Here is a 17,518-nt window from a genome sequence, read left to right as displayed (position 1 = left end):
TCGAACCGCGGGTAAGGGGGAGCCTAAGGGACGGTAATGAGAACAACATGAAGGTTATCGGGACACGTCGGGCCGGCGACGCTCCTGGGAATTTACTGGGAACATCCTGGGGCGTCGCAGAAAATGGTATCGACAGACCCCACCCCATATCCAGCGGACAGACTCGGAGGCTAACGTGATGTCGCTGCGCGGGGGCAGCGGCAGTCTTCACTTCACCACGCCCTCGGCGACCATTCCGCCGAGGGACCTCCGAGAGGAATGTGCACCGTGATTTCCACGGACCCAGGGCTTCCGGTCGGCACTCGCCCCGTGGCCGAGACGTCCGCCCCGCACGCGGACGGCGGGCCTCACGTCACGATCGTGCTCCCCTGCTTCAACGAGGAGCCGCACCTGCTTCTCGAGTTGCAGCGCATCACGAAGGCCATGGACGAGTCCGGCTACAGCTACGAACTGATGGCCGTCGACGACGCCTCCACCGACGGCACGTTGAAGGTCCTCCAGGACGCCGAACTGCAATTTCCGCACCTGCGGGTGGTCGCATTCCGCCGCAACGGCGGCGCCGGGACCGTGCGCAGAATCGGCACCCAGATGGCGACCGGAGAGATCGTCGTGTGGACCGACGCAGACATGACGTACCCCAACGAGCTGATCCCCGAGCTCGTCCGCCGGCTCGACGAGGACCCCAGCATCGACCAGGTCGTCGGCGCCCGCACCAGCGAGGAGGGCTCGCACAAGGTCTTCCGCGTGCCTGCGAAGTGGCTTATCCGCAAGATCGCCGAGAAACTGGCCGGACAGCGTATTCCGGATCTTAATTCCGGATTGCGCGCAATGCGGCGGAAGGTCGCACTCCCCTACCTTCGCCTGCTGCCGCCCGGTTTCTCCTGCGTCACCACGATCACTCTGGCATTCCTTTCGAACCAGCACGACATCAGTTACCTGCCGATCTCCTACGCGAAACGTGCCGGTAAGTCGAAGTTCAAGTTCGTTAAGGACGCCTACCGGTACATCCTCCAGGTCCTCCGCATGGTGATGTACTTCAATCCGCTCAAGGTCCTCATGCCGCCGGCCCTGTGGCTGCTCGGCATCGGCGCGGCCAAGGCTGTCTACGACCTGCTGGAGCACCCGTTCCGATTCGCGATCAACACGGTGCTGCTGATCGTCACCGGACTGCTCATCGGTTCGCTCGCCCTGCTGGCTGACCTGATCGTCAGGTCGCGTCAGGATTGACCCTGCTCGGATCCCCGTCCCCGGCCCAGGAGTTCGACCAGCGGTCGGACCACCTGGGCTGGGGAGAAGCGGTCCCGGGCCGCACGGCGGGCCGCGTCCTTGTAGCGGGCCAGTTCGGTGCGGTCCTCCGCCAGCAGCAGCAGCGCCTCGGCGAGGGCCTTCGGATCGCCGGGGGGTACCAGCAGCGCCGAGTCGCCGAGCTCGCGCCGCTGGGGTGCTGTGTCGGAAGTCACAATGGCGCAGCCTGCAGCGGCGCCTTGGAACACCTTGTTGGGCACCACTCGGAGGGCTTTGGGTCCGGTGCCGAAGATCCCGAGGCAGACGTCGTGGCCGGCGACCAGTGCGGGCAACTCGGTACCTGGCACCCAGTCGATCCAGCGGACCGCGGGGTTCGCCGCAGCTGCGCGCCGGGTCTCGGCCTCGTCCTGGCCTCGGCCGATCATGGTGACGTCCACCGGGGCGCCGGCCAGCGCCGCCAGGGCCTCACCGATGACAGGTGCGCCCTGCAACGGGCTGTAGAGGCCGAAGAACACGGCCCGCAGCGGTCCGGCTTCCGTGGGCACGCCCTCCGCCGGCTCCTCGGCGCAGGCCGCGAACCAGCTGTCCGGCGCGCCGACGGGCACCACCACCGCCCGTTCCCGGTCGCCCTGGGGCAGCACGTCCCGGTGCTCCTCGGTGTCCACGACGATGACCGTGGCGGCCCGCAGTGCACTCGAATCGATCGCCCGGAGCAGGATCTGCCGCACTCCGCCGGACAGCTGTCGGTCTCGGGCCGTGTCGCTCGCCCCGATCAGGTGGTCCAGCACGATCGGGACCCGCCGGAACAGCAGCCGCGCGAGATGGACGTCGAAGTGGCCGAGGTAGCCGACGACGACCGCGTCGGGCCGGGGCAGCCCGCGGGCCGCCCGGGCCAACTGCCACCAGCAGCGCGCCAGGCGCACCACGAGCAGCGGTACCCGCCAGGGCTGGGCCAGCATCGCGACCCGCGCCGCCGTGTCCAGGCCCAGCGGCACGTTGCACTCCTGCACCTCCAGGCCGTGCGCGCGAAGCCCGTCGGCCAGGATCCCCACTCGGGGGTGGGCAGAGGTGTCGTAGGTCCCGAACATCAGAATCCGCATGGAGGACACGCTAGTGGTGCTCCGCGGAAGTAGTCCGAGGGTACGAGCGGCGTCTGGTGCGGTGCATGGGCGCGGCGGAGGAGGGAGCCAACCGTGGTTGGTAGAGGGCGACCAGGGGGCACCTCCCGCCCGAAGGGTGGGGGAGACAACGCGGCCAGGTGCCGTGCCAGGCGCCGCGAGCCTCGGAGGACTTCCGCGGGGTACCACGAGAGGTGTCGCCTGAGAGTCCGGATACCAGGCGCTGTTTGCTCAGACGCAACGCATATGCTCAGCGGATGCCAGAGCAGACCGCCCCGGCGGCCGCGGGAGCGGGCCCCGCTGACGCATCGCCCGAGCAGCTCCCGCCAGCGCCGGGGGTGCCGGCGCATGTCCTGAGACGGCTGCTCCCGGTCCTGCGCGGCCGTCTCGCCCGCGTCGTCTTCGTCCTGATCGCGCTCGGGCTCTGCGGCTACACCGTGGTCGACCAGTGGACGCAGGTCAAAAGCGGTTTCGCGGGGATCGGTTGGGGCCCCTCCGGCCTGGCACTGCTGACCGTCCTGGCAGCCTGGTTCGCGATGATGCAGGTGTGGCGGGTCCTGCTGGGCGCCTTCGGTTCACCGCTGCCGCTGCGCGTCGGCGCCCGGGTCTTCTTCGTCGGCCAGCTGGGCAAGTACCTGCCGGGGTCGGTGTGGTCGGTCGTCGCCCAGATGGAGCTGGGGCAGGCCCACCAGGTCCCGCGGCGCCGTTCGGCCACGTCCGCCGCGCTCACCATGCTGATCTCGCTGCTCGCCGCGCTGCTCACCTCCGCGGTCTCGCTGCCCTTCTTCTCGGACGGCACGACCGGCGGCTACGACTGGGCGTTCCTGGCGGTGCCGGCGGTGCTGGTCTGCCTGCACCCCCGCCTGCTCAACCCGCTGCTGGACCGGCTGTTGGCACTGACCCGGCGGCCCCCGCTGGAGCAGCGGATCTCCGGCGGGGCGATCTTCCGGGCCATGGCCTGGGCGCTGCTGTCCTGGGTGCTGGTCGGGTTGCACGTCTGGCTGCTGACCGTGCCGCTGGGAGCGGCTGCGGCGCACGCCCTGCCGCTGTCCGTCGGTGGTTTCGCCTTCGCCTGGTCCGTGGGCTTCCTGGTGGTCTTCGCCCCGGCCGGGGCCGGGGTGCGCGAGGCGATCCTGATCGCCGCGCTGTCGCCGGTGCTCGACCTCGGCAGGGCGACAGCGGTGGCGCTGCTGTCCCGACTGATCACGGTGGCGGCGGACCTGGTCGCCGCCGCCGCGGCGGCCTGGTTCGGCCGCGCCCACCCGCCTCGCTCCCCACGGCAGAACCCCGGAACTGGGTACTGACCGCCGGGGCTCCGATCCGTCGAGGCTCCGATCCGTCGAGGCTCCGATCCGTCGAAGAAAAGATCGTATGCGCGTTCGGTAGCGCAGCCGTCACGGCGCTGAAACGGGCTGGCCCTACCGTCACGTCATGGCGGACATATTCGACTCGTACACGCTCGCGGACGCGTGGGACGAGATGTTTGAACGGCCAGGTGTCATCCGTCCTGCCTACTCGGCGGTCTTCACCGCCCTGCAGCCGCTGGACTCGATCGACCTGCGCTTCCGCACCGAACAGATGGCCCGTGCCTTCACCGACCGGGGCGTCACCTACTCCTTCGGCGGAGAGGAACGCCCCTTTCCCCTGGATCTGGTCCCGCGCATCCTCGACGCCGTCGAGTGGGACGCGATCGTCCGAGGCGTTCGACAACGTGTGCGCGCCCTGGAGGCGTTCCTCTCCGACGCCTACGGCCACCAACGCGCGTTCCAGGACCAAGTGGTGCCCTACCGGCTGCTCTACTCCTCCCAGCACTTCTCCCGCGCCGCGCACGGGATCGAGCCCCCGGGCGGGGTGCGCATCCACGTCGCCGGCATCGACCTGGTACGGGACGAGCTCGGCGCGTTCCGGGTGCTGGAGGACAACGTCCGGGTCCCCTCCGGAGTCTCCTACGTCATCGAGAACCGGCGGGTGATGACTCGCGTCTTCCCCTCCCTGTTCGCCGAGCAGCCGGTGCGCCCCGTCGACGAGTACGCGCAGCGGCTGCTCGCCGCCCTGCGCGCCAGCGCCCCCGAAGGCGTCACCGACCCGGTCGTGGTGGTGCTCACCCCCGGTGTGCACAACGCCGCGTACTTCGAACACGCCCTGCTGGCCCGGCTCATGGGCGTCCAGCTGGTCGAGGGTCGGGACCTGGTCTGCTCCGGCAACCGGGTGCGGATGCGCACCACCCGTGGCGAGACGCCCGTCCACGTGGTCTACCGGCGGATGGACGACGACTTCCTCGACCCTCTGCACTTCCGGCCCGACTCCATCATCGGCTGCCCCGGCATCGTCTCCGCCGCCCACGCGGGCAACGTCACCCTCGCCAACGCGCTCGGAAACGGCATCGCCGACGACAAGCTGCTGTACACCTACGTCCCCGACCTGATCCGCTACTACCTGAGCGAGGAACCCCTGCTGCCCAATGTGGAGTCCTACCGCCCGGAGGAGCCGGGCCAGTTGGAGGCCGTGCTGGACCAGCTCGACCGGCTCGTCCTCAAGCCCGTCGACGGCGCGGGCGGCATGGGCATCGTGATCGGGCCCCAGGCCGACCGCAAGACCCTGAACCGCCTGGCCGCGCAGGTACGCGCCGACCCGCGCGGCTGGATCGCCCAGCGCCCGGTCGCCCTCTCCACCTCGCCGACGCTGAGCAGCTCACCGGACGGCCGGGACAGCGTGGCCCCGCGCCACATCGACCTGCGCCCGTTCGCGGTGAACGACGGCGACGACGTGTGGCTGCTCCCGGGCGGGCTCACCCGAGTGGCTCTCGGCGAGGGCAACCTGGTCGTCAACTCCAGCCAGGGCGGCGGTTCCAAGGACACCTGGGTACTACCGGGACCACGCCAGCCCCACGAGGACCTGCCCGCACCGGACGCGCCCGCGCCGCAGCTCCCCCCGGTCGCGGCGGACGAAGTGACGCCGCGTCAACTCGGCCCCCGCGGAGCCGCCTCCACCGACCAGGGAGCGCAGCAGCAATGACCTCCGACACCATGCTCTGCCGCATCGCCGAGTCGCTCTTCTGGCTCGGCCGCTACGTCGAGCGGGCCGACGACACGGCCCGCATCCTCGACGCCTACCTGCACCGCCTGCTGGAGGACCCCTGGAGCGACGAGGACGCGGCCTGCCGCTCCCTGCACGCCATCCTCGGCGTGGCCGCGGAGGACGGGAAGCACTGCGACATGGACTCCGTCCTCGACCGGCTGGCCTTCGACTCGACCAGCTCCGGCTCCATCGACGGGGCCCTGCGCCTCGCCAGGGAGAACGCGCTGTCCTCCCGCGAGGTGGTCTCCACCGAGATGTGGGAGTGCCTCAACTCCACCTGGCACCAGCTCGCCGAGCAGCGCATCACCGCCCGCCGCACCGGGCCGCACTCCTACCTGGGCCTGGTCCGGCAGCGCGCCGCGCTGTTCTTCGGCCTGGCCGACTCGACCATGAGCCGCGACGACGGCTGGCGCTTCGTCCTGCTGGGACGGAGTCTGGAACGCGTCGACATGACGGCGCGTCTGCTCGCCGTCCGGGTGCTCGCCGCCGTCCACGCGCCGGACTGGCCGACGCTGCTCAGCGCGAGCGGGGCCGACGAGGCGTTCATGCGCATCCACGGTGCAAGCGGGGATCCGGTGGGCGTGGCGGAGTTCCTGCTGCTGGACCGGGGCTTCCCGCGTTCGGTGCTGCACGCGCTGACCACGGCGGAGGAGTGCCTGGTCGAGCTGGGCAGCCCGGCGGCGACCCCCGCGCCCTGGGGCCGGCCTGATCCGGCCCGGCTGCCGATCGGGCGGATGCGCACCCGGCTCGAGTACCTGGACCCGAGGGAGTTGGCCGCCGCTACGGGCGGGTTCCCCGGGCTGCCCGGCCTGCTCCGCGACCTGCAGGAGGCCTGCAGCGACACCGCGCACGCGGTGGCGGAACGGTTCTTCCCGTACGACGGCCCGGTTGAGTGGTCGGTCGAATGGTCGATGGAGGGGGTATGAACGACATGGGCCGACGGCTGCGGATCCGCCACGAGACGGTCGTGGCGTACGAGGGGACCGCTGCGTCCTCGTACAACGAGGTGCGGATGACCCCGCTGACCCTCCCCGCCCAGACCGTGCTGGACGCCAGGATCGCGGTGGCGCCCTCCGTGCCGACCTGGAGCTACTGGGACTACTGGGGCACCCAGGTGTCCGTCTTCGACCTGCCCGACCCGCACACCCGCCTCTCGGTGGTCGCCACCAGCATGGTCGAGACCGCACCCCCGGGCCCTCTCCCGCTGCCGCCCGACCGGACCGCGATCCGGGCCCACACCGCCACGTCGCGGCTCGCCGAGTACGCGGCGGCGACCCCGCGCACCACGCTCCCCGGTGACGGCGAGGCGATGGAACGGGCCCGCGAGGCGGCGGACGGCCTGGACGCCCACGAGGCGGCGGCGGCCGTCGCTGAACTGGTACGTGGACGCGTCGCCTACACCCCGGGCGCGACCGGCGTGTACACCGGCGCGCAGGAAACGTGGGAGCAACAGGTCGGAGTCTGCCAGGACTTCGCCCACCTCTCCACGGCCCTGCTGCGCGCCGTGGGCCTGCCGGCCCGCTACGTCTCCGGCTACCTGCACCCGGATCCCGACGCCGAACCGCACCTCGCCGTGGCCGGCCAGAGCCACGCCTGGATCGAGTACTGGGCGGGAGAGTGGATCAGCCACGATCCGACCAACGGGACCCGGGCGGGCGAGTCCCACGTCATCGTCGGTCGCGGCCGCGAGTACGGCGACGTCCCGCCGCACAAGGGCGTCTACCGTGGCGCACCGGGCGGCGCACCCCGCGTGGAGGTGGAGTTCACCCGGCTGGTGTGAGTGCCCGGCCACCGGGGTCACCCCTCGGTGGCCAGGTCTCCCCTCCCGCGTTCCCGTCGCCGGGGTGGATCGTTCGCGCCCGGCCAACGCCCGCCTGTGAGCCGAGGCCAACGCCTCAGCGGCATCGGACTGCCCGCGCGCACGCCCGCGCTGCTTGACCATGGCCCCGGTTCCGATCCCCCGGGAACCGTTTGCGAAGATTCTGTGTCTAGAGGGATGTCGAAGATCTGATCAACTGACCGAGGGGAGCCGGGGGCGTGGGGCGGATCAAGGGCGGCATCGGGATCGCGCTGCTGGCTGGTGCGGTGCTGGCCGGCGCGAGTGGGTGCGGCGGCAACGCGGTGGCTTCGGCCTCCGGTGCGACATCGTCCCCGCAGGCAAGCGCGAGTAGTAGCACGGGCGCCGGAGCGAGTGGCAGCGCGAGTGCCGGGGCCAGCGCCGGCGCGAGTGCCAGTGCGAGCCCGTCGCCGACGCACCCGGACGGCCCGCCGGTGCAGCTCGACTCGATCACGCCGGTCGACGGAAGCACCGTCGGCGTGGCGATGCCGGTCTCGATCGTGTTCACCGACTCCGTCGCCTCATCCGCCCGCGCCGCCGTCGAGCAGCACCTCAAGGTGACCACCTCGATACCGGTCACCGGTGCCTGGCACTGGTACAGCAGCCGCCGAGTCGACTGGCGGCCGCAGCAGTTCTGGCAGTCCGGCACCAAGGTCACGGTGAACGCGGACCTCAACGGAGTCGGCGACGGCAACGGCCGCTACGGCACCCACGGCTACAAGCACACCTTCACCATCGGGGCGGACGTCGAGACCACCGTGTCCGTGCCCGGCCATTCGATGACGGTCACCCGCAACGGCTCGGTGGTGCGCACCATGCCCATCGACGCCGGCAGCCCGAGCTTCCCCTCCTGGGACGGCACCATGGCGGTGATCGACAAGCAGCGCGAGGTGCGGATGACCTCCTGCAGCGTCAACATCTCCTGCGACAAGAACAGCCCCAACTACTACGACCTCACCCTGCCCTGGGACGTCCACCTCACCGACTCGGGCACCTACATCCACTACTCGACCGGCGACCCCTACCCCGGTCACAGCTACGGCTCGCACGGCTGCGTGCACCTCTCCATGTCGGACGCCACCTGGTTCTACAACTACGTCGAGCAGGGCGACCCGGTCACCATCACCGGATCACCACGCGGCAAGGCCGCAGGCGACAATGGCTACGCGGCCTTCAACCTCTCCTGGTCCCAGTGGCTGGCCGGCAGCGCCGCCGGACAGCAGACCACCACCGCCGCCTGATAGCCGCCAGACCGGGGCGTATGCCGTGGCGTGGATCGTGTACAGGTCGGTGTAGCGTCCGCCGAGCGCGAGCAGGTCCTCATGGCTGCCCGCCTCGGCGAGCCTGCCTCGTGCCAGGACCAGGATTACGTCGAGGCCGACTCGATATCGCCCGGCACGACCGCGGACGGCTACACGGGCAGTGCAGGCACCGCCCTAGTCGTGACCTTCGCCACCTCGTCGAGCAGCAGCATTGTCGTGATCGGCAGACTGAGCAACTTCTACCAGCCGCTGCCCATCCCAACGTCGCTCAACCTGCCGTGCTCCGGCACAGCGCAAGTGGGCTTCGCCCCGGAGCCGACCAGCCCGACCGCACGGTCTTCCGTCGTCAAGGTCTCGCTCGTCAGCCAACCCTGAACTCGGTGCTCAGGCTGTGAGTCGCACCTCGGCGGCGGGCTGCGCTCCCGGATATGCCTCAACCACCAGGTTCAGTTGCCGCTGCATGTACCAGGTGTTCAATCCGAAGACGAACACAAGCCAGCAACTGGCCCCGGCGCTGCAGGTTACCGGCAGACCTGCAGCCCGCTGCGCGTTCGCGATGGCCTTACCGGTGTTGTGGTAGGAGACCAGCGGGGCGACAAGCGTCCAGCCAAGGAAGATCATCACAAGGGTGCTGCCGCCGGGGCTGAGATTCAGGCGCCGGTCGTACTCCTGCAGCTCCCGGTGGATCTTGTAGTACCAGACGATGTGGTAGATCCCGAGGGTGATGAAGGGCAGGCCGAGCCAGACTGCTACAGGCCCGCGGGGCTTCATGGCCAGCCCGCTGGCTGGTGGGGTCGACTCGGGGGTGGGATCTGTCACTTGGGGCTCCCTGATGTGCGGTTGGGTGGGGGAGCCAGAGTTTCAGCGTTGCCAGTACGGCGTGTGCGACGTTGCCAGGTTGTGACTAATCGTCAGTAGTCAACCTGACGGTGGCACTTCCCTTTCCGCGATGGACGGTCCGTCCGCGATGAACGCGATCCGCAAGCACCGTCCATGAGGGTCAGGACTCGCCTCTGGCTGACGTTGCACGACTATGGCGTGAGCCCGACGGCACTGAGCCGCGTGAGGACCATTGGCTGGGCCGACTTCGTGGGGTCGGCGACTACGCCCACGATGGTCGTCGCCCCCCGGGGCGAGAGGGTGATGCCGGTCGGGTCGAGGAGGGTGCCGCCGGGTAGGCCGAGCGATTGCCACTGGCCGGCGGCCAGCCGCATGCCGTAGCCGTCCGCGCCGGGGCCCGGATATGACGCCAGGGTGGTGCGTCCGACCGCCACCACGCCTGCGCCGGGCTCGACGACGACTGCGGACAGGCGGCCCGCTGCCGCCGGGGTTGGGACCTGCCTCCAATGGTGACCGTCCCAGTGGGCGACCAGCGCGTGGCCCGGGTCGGTCTCGCTCTCCACGACTCGGCCGACCGCCCACACATCGTTCGACCCGTTGGCTGCGACACCGTAGAACTCACCGTAGAGGCCCCGGTAGTGGGGCGTTGGCAGATGCGTCCAGGTCCGGCCGTCGTAGTGCAGGAGGACGGGTTGGTCCTCGCCCGTGTACCCCACGGCCCACACGTCGTGGGTGTTGATCTCGGTCACGGCGGTCAGCACCCAGCTGGTCGCCACGGCGGGTACGAGCATAGGGTGCCAGGCGTCGCCACCCCATCGCTCGATCAGGCCGTCGTTGTGCGAAACGACGTGCGCGGGACCGCCGTTCGGATCGGGTGTGGTCACGTCGTACTGGGCCCAGCCCACTGCCCAGGCGTCGCTCGCCGTACTCGCCGAGACCCCCAGCAGGCCACTCCCGTCGCCCACAAGGGTGCCGCCGCCCGGCGAGTTCACCGGAACCGGAGCGGCGGCGATCTTCCACGCAGCGCCGTTCCAGTGCTCGGTCAGGACGCCGCCGAGGGCCGTGCTGCCGTCTCCGGCCAACCAGCCGTCGCGCGCCGACGTCGCGGAGACCGCGTTGATCCGGCTGTCCACGCCGGTCGGGAGCGGGGCCGTCGGGACCTGCTTCCAACCGCGGTTGTCACCCGCGAGCAGCAGCGGATAGTGGTGGGTGACCCTGCCCTGCTGCACCCAGCGGAAGCCGGCCGCCCAGGTGGTGGCGTCATCCGGCTCAGCCACTCCGGTCAGGACACCCGTCGTCACCGGCAGGGCAGCGGACGTCCATCCGGACGCGTGGACCGGTGCGGCCGGGGCGGCCGGGGCGGCTTCGGCGGGGACCGCGACGGCCACCCCGCACGCACTCACGGCGATCAGCGCTGCTGCGATCAAACGAGACACGATGCTTTTCTCTCCAGGTTCGAAGATGGGCGGCCCACGGCCGGGAGGCCGCAGGCCGTGGCGGGCAGCCGTCAGCCGTCAGCCGTCAGCCATTGGCAGTGCGGGCAGGACCCACGGTGAGGAAGGTCGTCAGTTCCACGACCGCGCCCGCACGCAGGGCGGGTCGGCCACCGGGCGCGTTGAGTCCTTGGGTGACCCCGTCCAAGACGGACAACGGTCGGGGGGCCTTGGCTTCGGGCACCGCGGGCAGGTCCTGGGCGGCAGTGACGACGGTCTCCAGCAGCTGACCGTCGGCCGGGTCGACGACGTAGCGGACTGTGATCTTTCCGTCGCCGAGCTCCACCGCAGTCCCGGGCCGACCGGTGCTGTCGGTGACCTTGCCGACCAGACGGACGCCCGGCAGGTCTGCGGCCACCTGGTACAGCGCGCCACGAAGTCCCGGTGAGGCCGGGGAGTCCAGGAGGTCGCCGACGACGGTGAAGATCTCCACGGACTGGTCCTGCCCAGGGTTGGCGTACGACACCAACTGCGTGCGCAGCGCCGCCTTGTCGGTGGGCAGCTTGTCGAGCTGATCCCAGGTCAGTCGGCGGGTGCCGATGCTGAATCGGCCGGGGCCGGGGGCAGCCTTGTCCTCGTGCACGGGCGATGTCACCCGCAGATGCGAGGTGTTCCCCGCATAGTGGGCCAGCAGCTCCTGCCGGCCGACGCGCGAACCATCGGCGGCCACGCGGGTGGAGGTGATCGTCCAGTAGGGCGCACTGCCCCAGTCGTCGGTCCGGGCCGACTGCTCGTAGGCGACCGAACGAAGGAACGTCGCGGCGTTCGCGGCGGCGACCGGCGGCCGGGACGTGCGGACGCTGCCGGCCGGTTGGACGATAGTGACCGCCGCAACAGCTGCGGCTGCGACCATGCCCGTCAGCGCCAGACGAAGCGTCCAGCTGCGACGGCGCCCGGATGACGCCGACGTGACCGGGACGACGCGCGCTCCTCCGGTGCCGGAGGTGTCGTACCGGATGGCTTCGCTCACCGCCAGGCGGGCGGCGGCCAGGACCTCGGGCTTGGCGGCGGGCACCCGGCCCGCGGCCACCAACTGGTCCCAGCCGGGAATGTGGACAGACTCTGGATCACTCACGTCGGGGTACCCCTTACTTGGATGTGGGAACGGGCTGCCCGGCACGGTCCGTACCGTGGCGGGCGCTGAGCATTTGCTGCATCCGAGAGCGGGCGCGGTGCAGCCGGGAACGGGCCGTTCCGGCCGGAATCCCGGCCACGTGGGCTGCCTCGGCCGGAGTGAGCTGCTCCCAGGCAGTGAGCAGGAGCAGTTCCCGCTCCACCTGCGGGAGTTCCCTCAGCGCCGCGCGCAGGGCAGGCCCCAGCGCGGCGGCGTCCAGACGTGCGTCCACGGCATCCCAGCCGCCACCCTCGTCGTTGTCCTGCGGGTATCCCGCGGCCGCTGCTGTGGGCGCCACCCGACGCCAGTGCGCCAGCACATGGTTGCGGGCGATGCCGAACAACCAGCCCCGAACCGGCCCCAGCCCTGCGTCGTAGTCCGCACGCCGTTCGTAGGCCGCCAACCAGACCGCCGAAAGCAGGTCGTCGGCGGCAGGGCCGCAGCGCCGCGCGAGGTAGGCGTGAAGGATCGCGGAATGGCGGTCGACCAAGGGCTCGAACGCTAACGGGTCGCGCGTCGAACGGGTCATCAACTCTTCATCGACGTCCACAAGCACTCCTGCTCTGAGCCCCGCCGCTGGAGCCCCCACTCCTTACTTGTCGCGAGGGGCGAAAGCGTTCGCGAGGCGTCAGACGTGTGCGGACCGCGGGTTCGTTGCTCCGCCGGTCGCGTCCTCCAACTCGGCGGTGTCCTGGCTGTGGTCTCCCCCATCGCGGACAGCCAGACCACGGCAGAGCTCCACGCCCACCGAGGTCACGCCGCGGCACACCTAGGCGGCACAGCAGCGGGCCCCCGAGCAGAGATGCTGCCCCGGCCGGCACCACTGAACCCGCGCCCCGCTCGGCACGTTCCGCTCCGTCGCGGATGCCTCAGCGGATGCCTCACGTGGGCGAATCGTCGCGGGCCGCCTCCGGGATGGACTTCGTGCGGCGTGCGGCGGCCAGCACGGAGACGGTGTTGGCCGCCACGATGCCGGCGATGGCGGCCCACTCGACCCATCCCAGCGCCTGGCCGAGGATGACGAGGCCGACCAGCGCGGCCAGCACCGGATTGACGCTCATGAACAGGCCGAAGAACCTGGCCGGGACGCGGCGAAGGGCCAGCAGGTCCGCGAGGAACGGGACGGCGGACGACAGTACGCCCGCCACGGCCGCGTGTGCCAGGGCGGTCGCGGTGGGTGCGCGGTGGATGAAGAAGACGACCCCGACGGGTATGTACAGCAGGCCGGAGACGATCGCGGCCGCGGCTGATCCCTGCGCGCCCTGCACGCGTGCACCGACCGTGCGGTTGAGCAGGATGTACGCCGCCCAGCACACCGCGGCCAGCAGACCGAGCCCGATCCCGAGGTAGTCGGTGGAGGGCTGCGGGCGCGCCAGGACCACAGCGGCAGCCCCGGCCATCAATCCGCAGCCCAGGTCCACCCTGCGGCGGGACGCCGCCAGCGCCACGGACAGCGGGCCCAGGAACTCCAGAGTGACGGCCAGACCGAGCCCGATCCGATCGATCGCGGTGTAGAGCGACAGGTTCATCGTGGCGAACACCGCCGCCAGGGCCAGCACCGGCTTCCACTGCGCCCAGGTGAAGGACCGCAGCCTCGGCCGGCCCGCCGCCGCCAGCACCACGGCGGCCACCCACTGCCGGACAGCCACCACACCCACCGGCCCGATCACCGGAAACGCCTCGGCCGCGACAGCCGCACCGACCTGGTTCGACAGCCCACTGCCGAACATCATCGCCATCCCCACGAGCCGACCGGAGGAAGTGCCCGCGTCCCCGGGGACGGCGTCGCCGAGCCGCGATACCTGTGCCTGCGTCGTCATGCCACTGAGCATCCGCTGGGCCGACGCATACGCAAAATGCATGAACGCCATCGTCTATACGCTGGAGTCATGGACATGGAGCTGCGGCACCTGCGCTGCCTGGTCGCGATCGTCGACACCGGCAGCTTCACCGACGCCGCCGCCGAACTCGGTGTCTCCCAGGCCGCTGTCTCCCGCACCCTGCTGTCCCTGGAGACGATCCTCGGCGTCCGACTGCTGCACCGCACCAGCAGGACCGTCACCACCACCACGGCCGGTGTCCAGGTCCTCGCCCGCGCCCGGCACCTCCTCAGCGAAGCCGAGGCCCTGATACGCGAAGCCGCCACCGGGCACACCCAGCTCACGATCGGCCACGCCTGGTCGGCCATGGGCCGACACACCGCCGAGTTCCAACGCCGCTGGGCCGACCGCTACCCCGACATCGAACTCCACCTGATCCGCGCCAACACCCCCACCGGCGGCTTGGCCGAAGGACTCTGCGACCTCGCCGTCGTCCGCACCACCATCGACACCCGCCGCTACGCCCACGCTCTCGTCGGACACGAGCGCCGGTACTGCGCCATGGCCAGCGACGACCCCTGGGCCCGCCGCCGCACCATCGCCCTCGCCGACATCCGGGAACGCACCCTGGTTGTGGACCGCCGCACCGGCACCACCACCGCGGATCTGTGGCCCGAAGGCGCCCGCCCTTCGCTGGAACACACCCGGGACATCGACGACTGGCTCGCCGCGATCGCCGCCGGCCAGTGCGTCGGCGTCACCCCGGAAGGCACGGTGGCCCAGTACCGGCGCGACGGCATCACCTACCGGCGGGTGCGCGACGCCTCACCTGTGCTCGTCCACGTCATCTGGCGCCAGAATGACCCGCACCCCTCCACCCACGCCGCCGTCGCGCTCCTGGCTGATCTCTACCGCGCCCGTCCGTGACACCGCGGCCGGGTAAGACCGCCTGCAGTCGGCCTTTCGAACAGCCTGGGTACGATGCACGGGCGAGCGCGGCCCTCGGACGGTGCGCGACATCGACCGCGAGGAGACACCGCGCATGGCGCAACCTGTTGCTCTCGCTGCGTCGGCCGGATCCCCCGGCCGATCGGCAGCGCGCTCCTGGACGGTCTCACCCGGCCGTCGGATACCCCTCGCCGTGTTCGGAACCGTCCTGCTGCTCCTCCTGGCGCAGTGGGCCGCGTTCTTCCCGGGCCTCTTCAGCCAGGACTCCTACACCTACGTGTGGGAGGTGACCACCGGCCATTGGATCGCGGACCACTCCATCGCCTACGACTCGCTGCTGTGGCTGTCGCTGAAGGCGACCGGAGGTGTCTGGGCGCTCACGCTGGCGCAGACGGTCGTCGCTGCGGGTGTGGTGGCCTACACCGCCTCGGGGATCCACCGGCTCGGCGCCCGTGGACGATGGGTCTGGGCCGCGGCCGTGATACTCGCGGTGCTCCCTTCCACGGCGAGCTTCACCATGTTCGTATGGAAGGACGTCGCGTTCTCGCTCAGCGCGCTCCTGGCCTTCGGCGCCAGCGTCCACCTGCTCGCCGGGTTCCTGCAGGCCAGGCGATCCGGCGCGAAGCCCAGGGCCGGTCGTACCGAGCTGTGGATGCTGGCGCTGGGTTTCGCCGGGATCTCCCTGTTCCGCAACAACGGCGTGCCGACGGCCGTGGTGGCCGCCGTCGTCCTGGTCGTCTTCCTGCCCGGGCTTCGCAGGACGATCACGGTCGTCACAGCCGCGGCGGTGGCGTTCTACGCACTCCTGGCCTTCGTCGTCTACCCGGGCCTGGGGGTGCGGATGCCCGCCGCCGACTCGGTGTACGCGTTGAACAATGTGGAGATCGGCGTCGTCTACAAGGAGGCCCCCAACACATTCACGCCCGCGGACCTGCAACTGATGCAGAAGGTCGCCCCCCTCTCGCACTGGCGGGACGAGTCGAACTGCTACTACGCGGACTCCCTCATGTGGGCCCCCTTCGACAGGGCCGCCGCGAATCGCTACAGCAGCGAGTTGCTCGGCCTGTGGACCCGGGTGCTCGAGCGCACACCTCGGCTGACCCTCGAGGCACATCTGTGCCTCTCCAGCGTCGCCTGGCTGCCGATCGCCACCACCGGCGACGCACTGACCTATGTGTCCCTACCCGCCCCTCCGAAGGGGATGCCCGGCGCCTGGGCCTACACATCCAACTCCGCAGGACTCGTCGGTACCCTCCAGGGCAACCGCTACCTGCCCGCCCTGGCCCCCCACCCGCTGTCCGACACGCTGCACCGCGTGCTCTCGAAGGTCTACGTGGACAGTACCCAGCTGCAGTGGTACCGGGTGATCTGGCGGGGGGTGGACTGGTGCTACCTCACCTACGGGATCCTGCTCCTGGCCGCCCTGCGGCGCCGGAACCGAGCACTCTGCGCCCTGCTCGGCACGACGCTGGGCCTGCAGCTCACCGTGCTCGTTGCCAACCCGTCCCAGTTGGCGCGGTACATGATCGCGCCGATCTTCATCGCCCTGATGTGCCTGCCGCTGCTGGCCCCGTGGCGACCGACCGAACAAGAGCCGCCCCGGCGGCCGGGAGCAGCCGAGACCCAGGCCGGCTGATCCAGAGTCTGGGGCGAAGGGCGGAACGTTACTGCTCGCCTGACGCCGTTACCAGGCGGCTGTGGAGTTCCGTCGTCATGGCGTGGATGGCCCGGGTCAGTTCGGTGTTGGTCTTGAGCTCCAGCTCGGATTCGACGAAGTCGTGGTCGGCTTTGGCCTGTTGGAAGGCCGCCGCCCGGTTCTGGCCGATCATCACGAACGTCGACAGGAAGATCGCTTCGAGGGACACGATGAGCGTCAACGTCGGCCACGGGCTCGACTCGAAGAACAGCATCCAGACCGCGAAGCCGACCGCGTGGATGTAGACGAACATCATCGAACCGGCGAACTTGGTTATCGCATCGGCGACGCGCAGTTGTCTGCTGGCCGCGCGCCTGGCGCGATGCTCGACAACGGCCGGATGGTGCCGCTTCTCGCCGTTCAGCTTGGTCATGGGGGTGCGCCTTCCTTGGGGCCCTCAGGCGGTGCTACGCGGCATGGCCGATCTCGCGTGCATCGTGTCAGACCGTGCCGGCGGCCGGTTCAGGCGGGGCCCGCCCGCTTCGCGGGCGACGCCAGGACCGCCATGCCCATCCGGACGAAGAAGCAGACGGTCTCCGGTTCGAGCGGCGTGCCGCAGGAGTGCAGACGGACCAACTGGATGTCCCTGTCCGCCAGAAGGGCGCCTGCCAACAGGCGGCGACGGTCCGCCGGGGGGCGGGCCGGGTCGTGCTGAAGGGCCTCGAAGACGGCGAGGATGTGGATCGGCGACACCGCGACCTCCGCTTCGATCCGGCGGCGGACCGCCGTCAGCACAGGGGCGGCGGCCACCAGGTCGGTCGCCCTGCGCCGGGCGAGCAGGTCGAGCACGGCCGGGCTACTCGCGGAGTCGACGAAGTCGACCGAGCCGCCAGCCGCCAACACCCTGAGGCAGGTGCCCGCCAGTGCCTCCAACTCCTCCGCCGGAGCCAGCGTGTACATCACTACGGTGTCGGGTCCAGGCTGGTCGTCGCGCGGCTCGTCGTCCGTTCGGCCGCCCATCAGATCGACGAGATCCGCCCAGGTCAGGGCAACTTCCTGGGCGCCGGAACAGCCGATCAGCGCAGCAGCCGCGCCGGCGACCCCGGCGCCGATGCCGCGGCTTGGCG

Annotated in this window: 17 protein-coding genes; 9 read left to right on the top strand and 8 right to left on the bottom strand. The window is 70.5% G+C overall.

All coding sequences use genetic code 11. The features are described 5' to 3' along the window. The first annotated feature begins 309 nt into the window (after positions 1–309). On the top strand, positions 310–1,227 hold the full coding sequence (locus ABIA33_RS19465; RefSeq protein ID WP_370083246.1) for a glycosyltransferase family 2 protein: 918 nt from the start codon (positions 310–312) through the stop codon (positions 1,225–1,227). Here the strand turns inward: ABIA33_RS19465 and ABIA33_RS19460 are convergent. After that, positions 1,218–2,345, bottom strand: coding sequence for a glycosyltransferase (locus ABIA33_RS19460; protein WP_370083244.1), 1,128 nt, complete (start codon positions 2,343–2,345; stop codon positions 1,218–1,220). The two genes, ABIA33_RS19465 and ABIA33_RS19460, sit on opposite strands and share 10 nt — an antisense overlap. A 275-nt stretch (positions 2,346–2,620) precedes the next feature. Here ABIA33_RS19460 and ABIA33_RS19455 point away from each other — a divergent pair, with 275 nt between their 5' ends. The 6 genes from ABIA33_RS19455 to ABIA33_RS19430 all read left to right on the top strand — a co-directional run bounded on the left by ABIA33_RS19455 (position 2,621) and on the right by ABIA33_RS19430 (position 8,915). Continuing rightward, the gene (locus tag ABIA33_RS19455; protein WP_370083242.1) at positions 2,621–3,667 is read left to right on the top strand and encodes a YbhN family protein; all 1,047 of its coding nucleotides are present in this window, start codon (positions 2,621–2,623) and stop codon (positions 3,665–3,667) included. Positions 3,668–3,794: 127 nt separating this feature from the next. Next, positions 3,795–5,378, top strand: coding sequence for a circularly permuted type 2 ATP-grasp protein (locus ABIA33_RS19450; RefSeq protein ID WP_370083240.1), 1,584 nt, complete (start codon positions 3,795–3,797; stop codon positions 5,376–5,378). After that, a complete protein-coding gene (locus ABIA33_RS19445) occupies positions 5,375–6,367 on the top strand; it encodes an alpha-E domain-containing protein (protein WP_370083238.1) in 993 nt (330 codons plus the stop codon). Before ABIA33_RS19450 ends, ABIA33_RS19445 begins: the two co-directional genes overlap by 4 nt. A gap of 5 nt (positions 6,368–6,372) precedes the next feature. Continuing rightward, the gene (locus ABIA33_RS19440) at positions 6,373–7,221 is read left to right on the top strand and encodes a transglutaminase domain-containing protein (RefSeq protein WP_370083349.1); all 849 of its coding nucleotides are present in this window, start codon (positions 6,373–6,375) and stop codon (positions 7,219–7,221) included. A 257-nt stretch (positions 7,222–7,478) separates the two neighbouring features. After that, the gene (locus ABIA33_RS19435; protein ID WP_370083236.1) at positions 7,479–8,519 is read left to right on the top strand and encodes an Ig-like domain-containing protein; all 1,041 of its coding nucleotides are present in this window, start codon (positions 7,479–7,481) and stop codon (positions 8,517–8,519) included. An 81-nt stretch (positions 8,520–8,600) separates the two neighbouring features. Next, positions 8,601–8,915, top strand: a complete 315-nt coding sequence (locus tag ABIA33_RS19430; protein WP_370083234.1) for a hypothetical protein — start codon at positions 8,601–8,603, stop codon at positions 8,913–8,915. Between the two features lie 9 nt (positions 8,916–8,924). On the opposite strand, the gene ABIA33_RS19425 is transcribed toward ABIA33_RS19430, so the two are convergent. The 5 genes from ABIA33_RS19425 to ABIA33_RS19405 all read right to left on the bottom strand — a co-directional run bounded on the left by ABIA33_RS19425 (position 8,925) and on the right by ABIA33_RS19405 (position 13,807). Next, positions 8,925–9,359, bottom strand: coding sequence for a DUF4234 domain-containing protein (locus ABIA33_RS19425; protein ID WP_370083232.1), 435 nt, complete (start codon positions 9,357–9,359; stop codon positions 8,925–8,927). A gap of 212 nt (positions 9,360–9,571) precedes the next feature. After that, on the bottom strand, positions 9,572–10,816 hold the full coding sequence (locus tag ABIA33_RS19420; RefSeq protein ID WP_370083230.1) for a hypothetical protein: 1,245 nt from the start codon (positions 10,814–10,816) through the stop codon (positions 9,572–9,574). 85 nt (positions 10,817–10,901) lie between these two features. Beyond that, complete coding sequence (locus ABIA33_RS19415) at positions 10,902–11,948, bottom strand: CU044_5270 family protein (protein ID WP_370083228.1); 1,047 nt, start codon at positions 11,946–11,948, stop codon at positions 10,902–10,904. A gap of 13 nt (positions 11,949–11,961) precedes the next feature. Next, positions 11,962–12,537: an RNA polymerase sigma factor gene (locus tag ABIA33_RS19410; protein ID WP_370083226.1), complete on the bottom strand. Its 576-nt coding sequence runs from the start codon at positions 12,535–12,537 to the stop codon at positions 11,962–11,964. 331 nt (positions 12,538–12,868) lie between these two features. Then, positions 12,869–13,807, bottom strand: a complete 939-nt coding sequence (locus tag ABIA33_RS19405; protein ID WP_370083224.1) for a DMT family transporter — start codon at positions 13,805–13,807, stop codon at positions 12,869–12,871. 69 nt (positions 13,808–13,876) lie between these two features. On the opposite strand from ABIA33_RS19405, the gene ABIA33_RS19400 reads away from it, so the two are divergent. Both ABIA33_RS19400 and ABIA33_RS19395 read left to right on the top strand, forming a co-directional pair. Further along, positions 13,877–14,734 carry a LysR family transcriptional regulator gene (locus ABIA33_RS19400; protein ID WP_370083222.1) on the top strand — a complete coding sequence of 286 codons (858 nt, stop codon included), beginning with the start codon at positions 13,877–13,879 and terminating at the stop codon, positions 14,732–14,734. 115 nt (positions 14,735–14,849) lie between these two features. Continuing rightward, positions 14,850–16,391, top strand: coding sequence for a DUF6020 family protein (locus ABIA33_RS19395; protein WP_370083220.1), 1,542 nt, complete (start codon positions 14,850–14,852; stop codon positions 16,389–16,391). 28 nt (positions 16,392–16,419) lie between these two features. On the opposite strand, the gene ABIA33_RS19390 is transcribed toward ABIA33_RS19395, so the two are convergent. Both ABIA33_RS19390 and ABIA33_RS19385 read right to left on the bottom strand, forming a co-directional pair. Further along, complete coding sequence (locus ABIA33_RS19390; RefSeq protein WP_370083218.1) at positions 16,420–16,824, bottom strand: DUF1003 domain-containing protein; 405 nt, start codon at positions 16,822–16,824, stop codon at positions 16,420–16,422. Positions 16,825–16,913: 89 nt separating this feature from the next. Next, a complete protein-coding gene (locus tag ABIA33_RS19385) occupies positions 16,914–17,411 on the bottom strand; it encodes a hypothetical protein (protein WP_370083216.1) in 498 nt (165 codons plus the stop codon). Between the last annotated feature and the right edge of the window lie 107 nt (positions 17,412–17,518).

The organism is Streptacidiphilus sp. MAP12-16, from assembly GCF_041262165.1.
GTDB lineage: Bacteria > Actinomycetota > Actinomycetes > Streptomycetales > Streptomycetaceae > Streptacidiphilus.
Note: the sequence above shows the minus strand (reverse complement) of the source record. Positions and strands in the feature narration are given on the sequence as shown.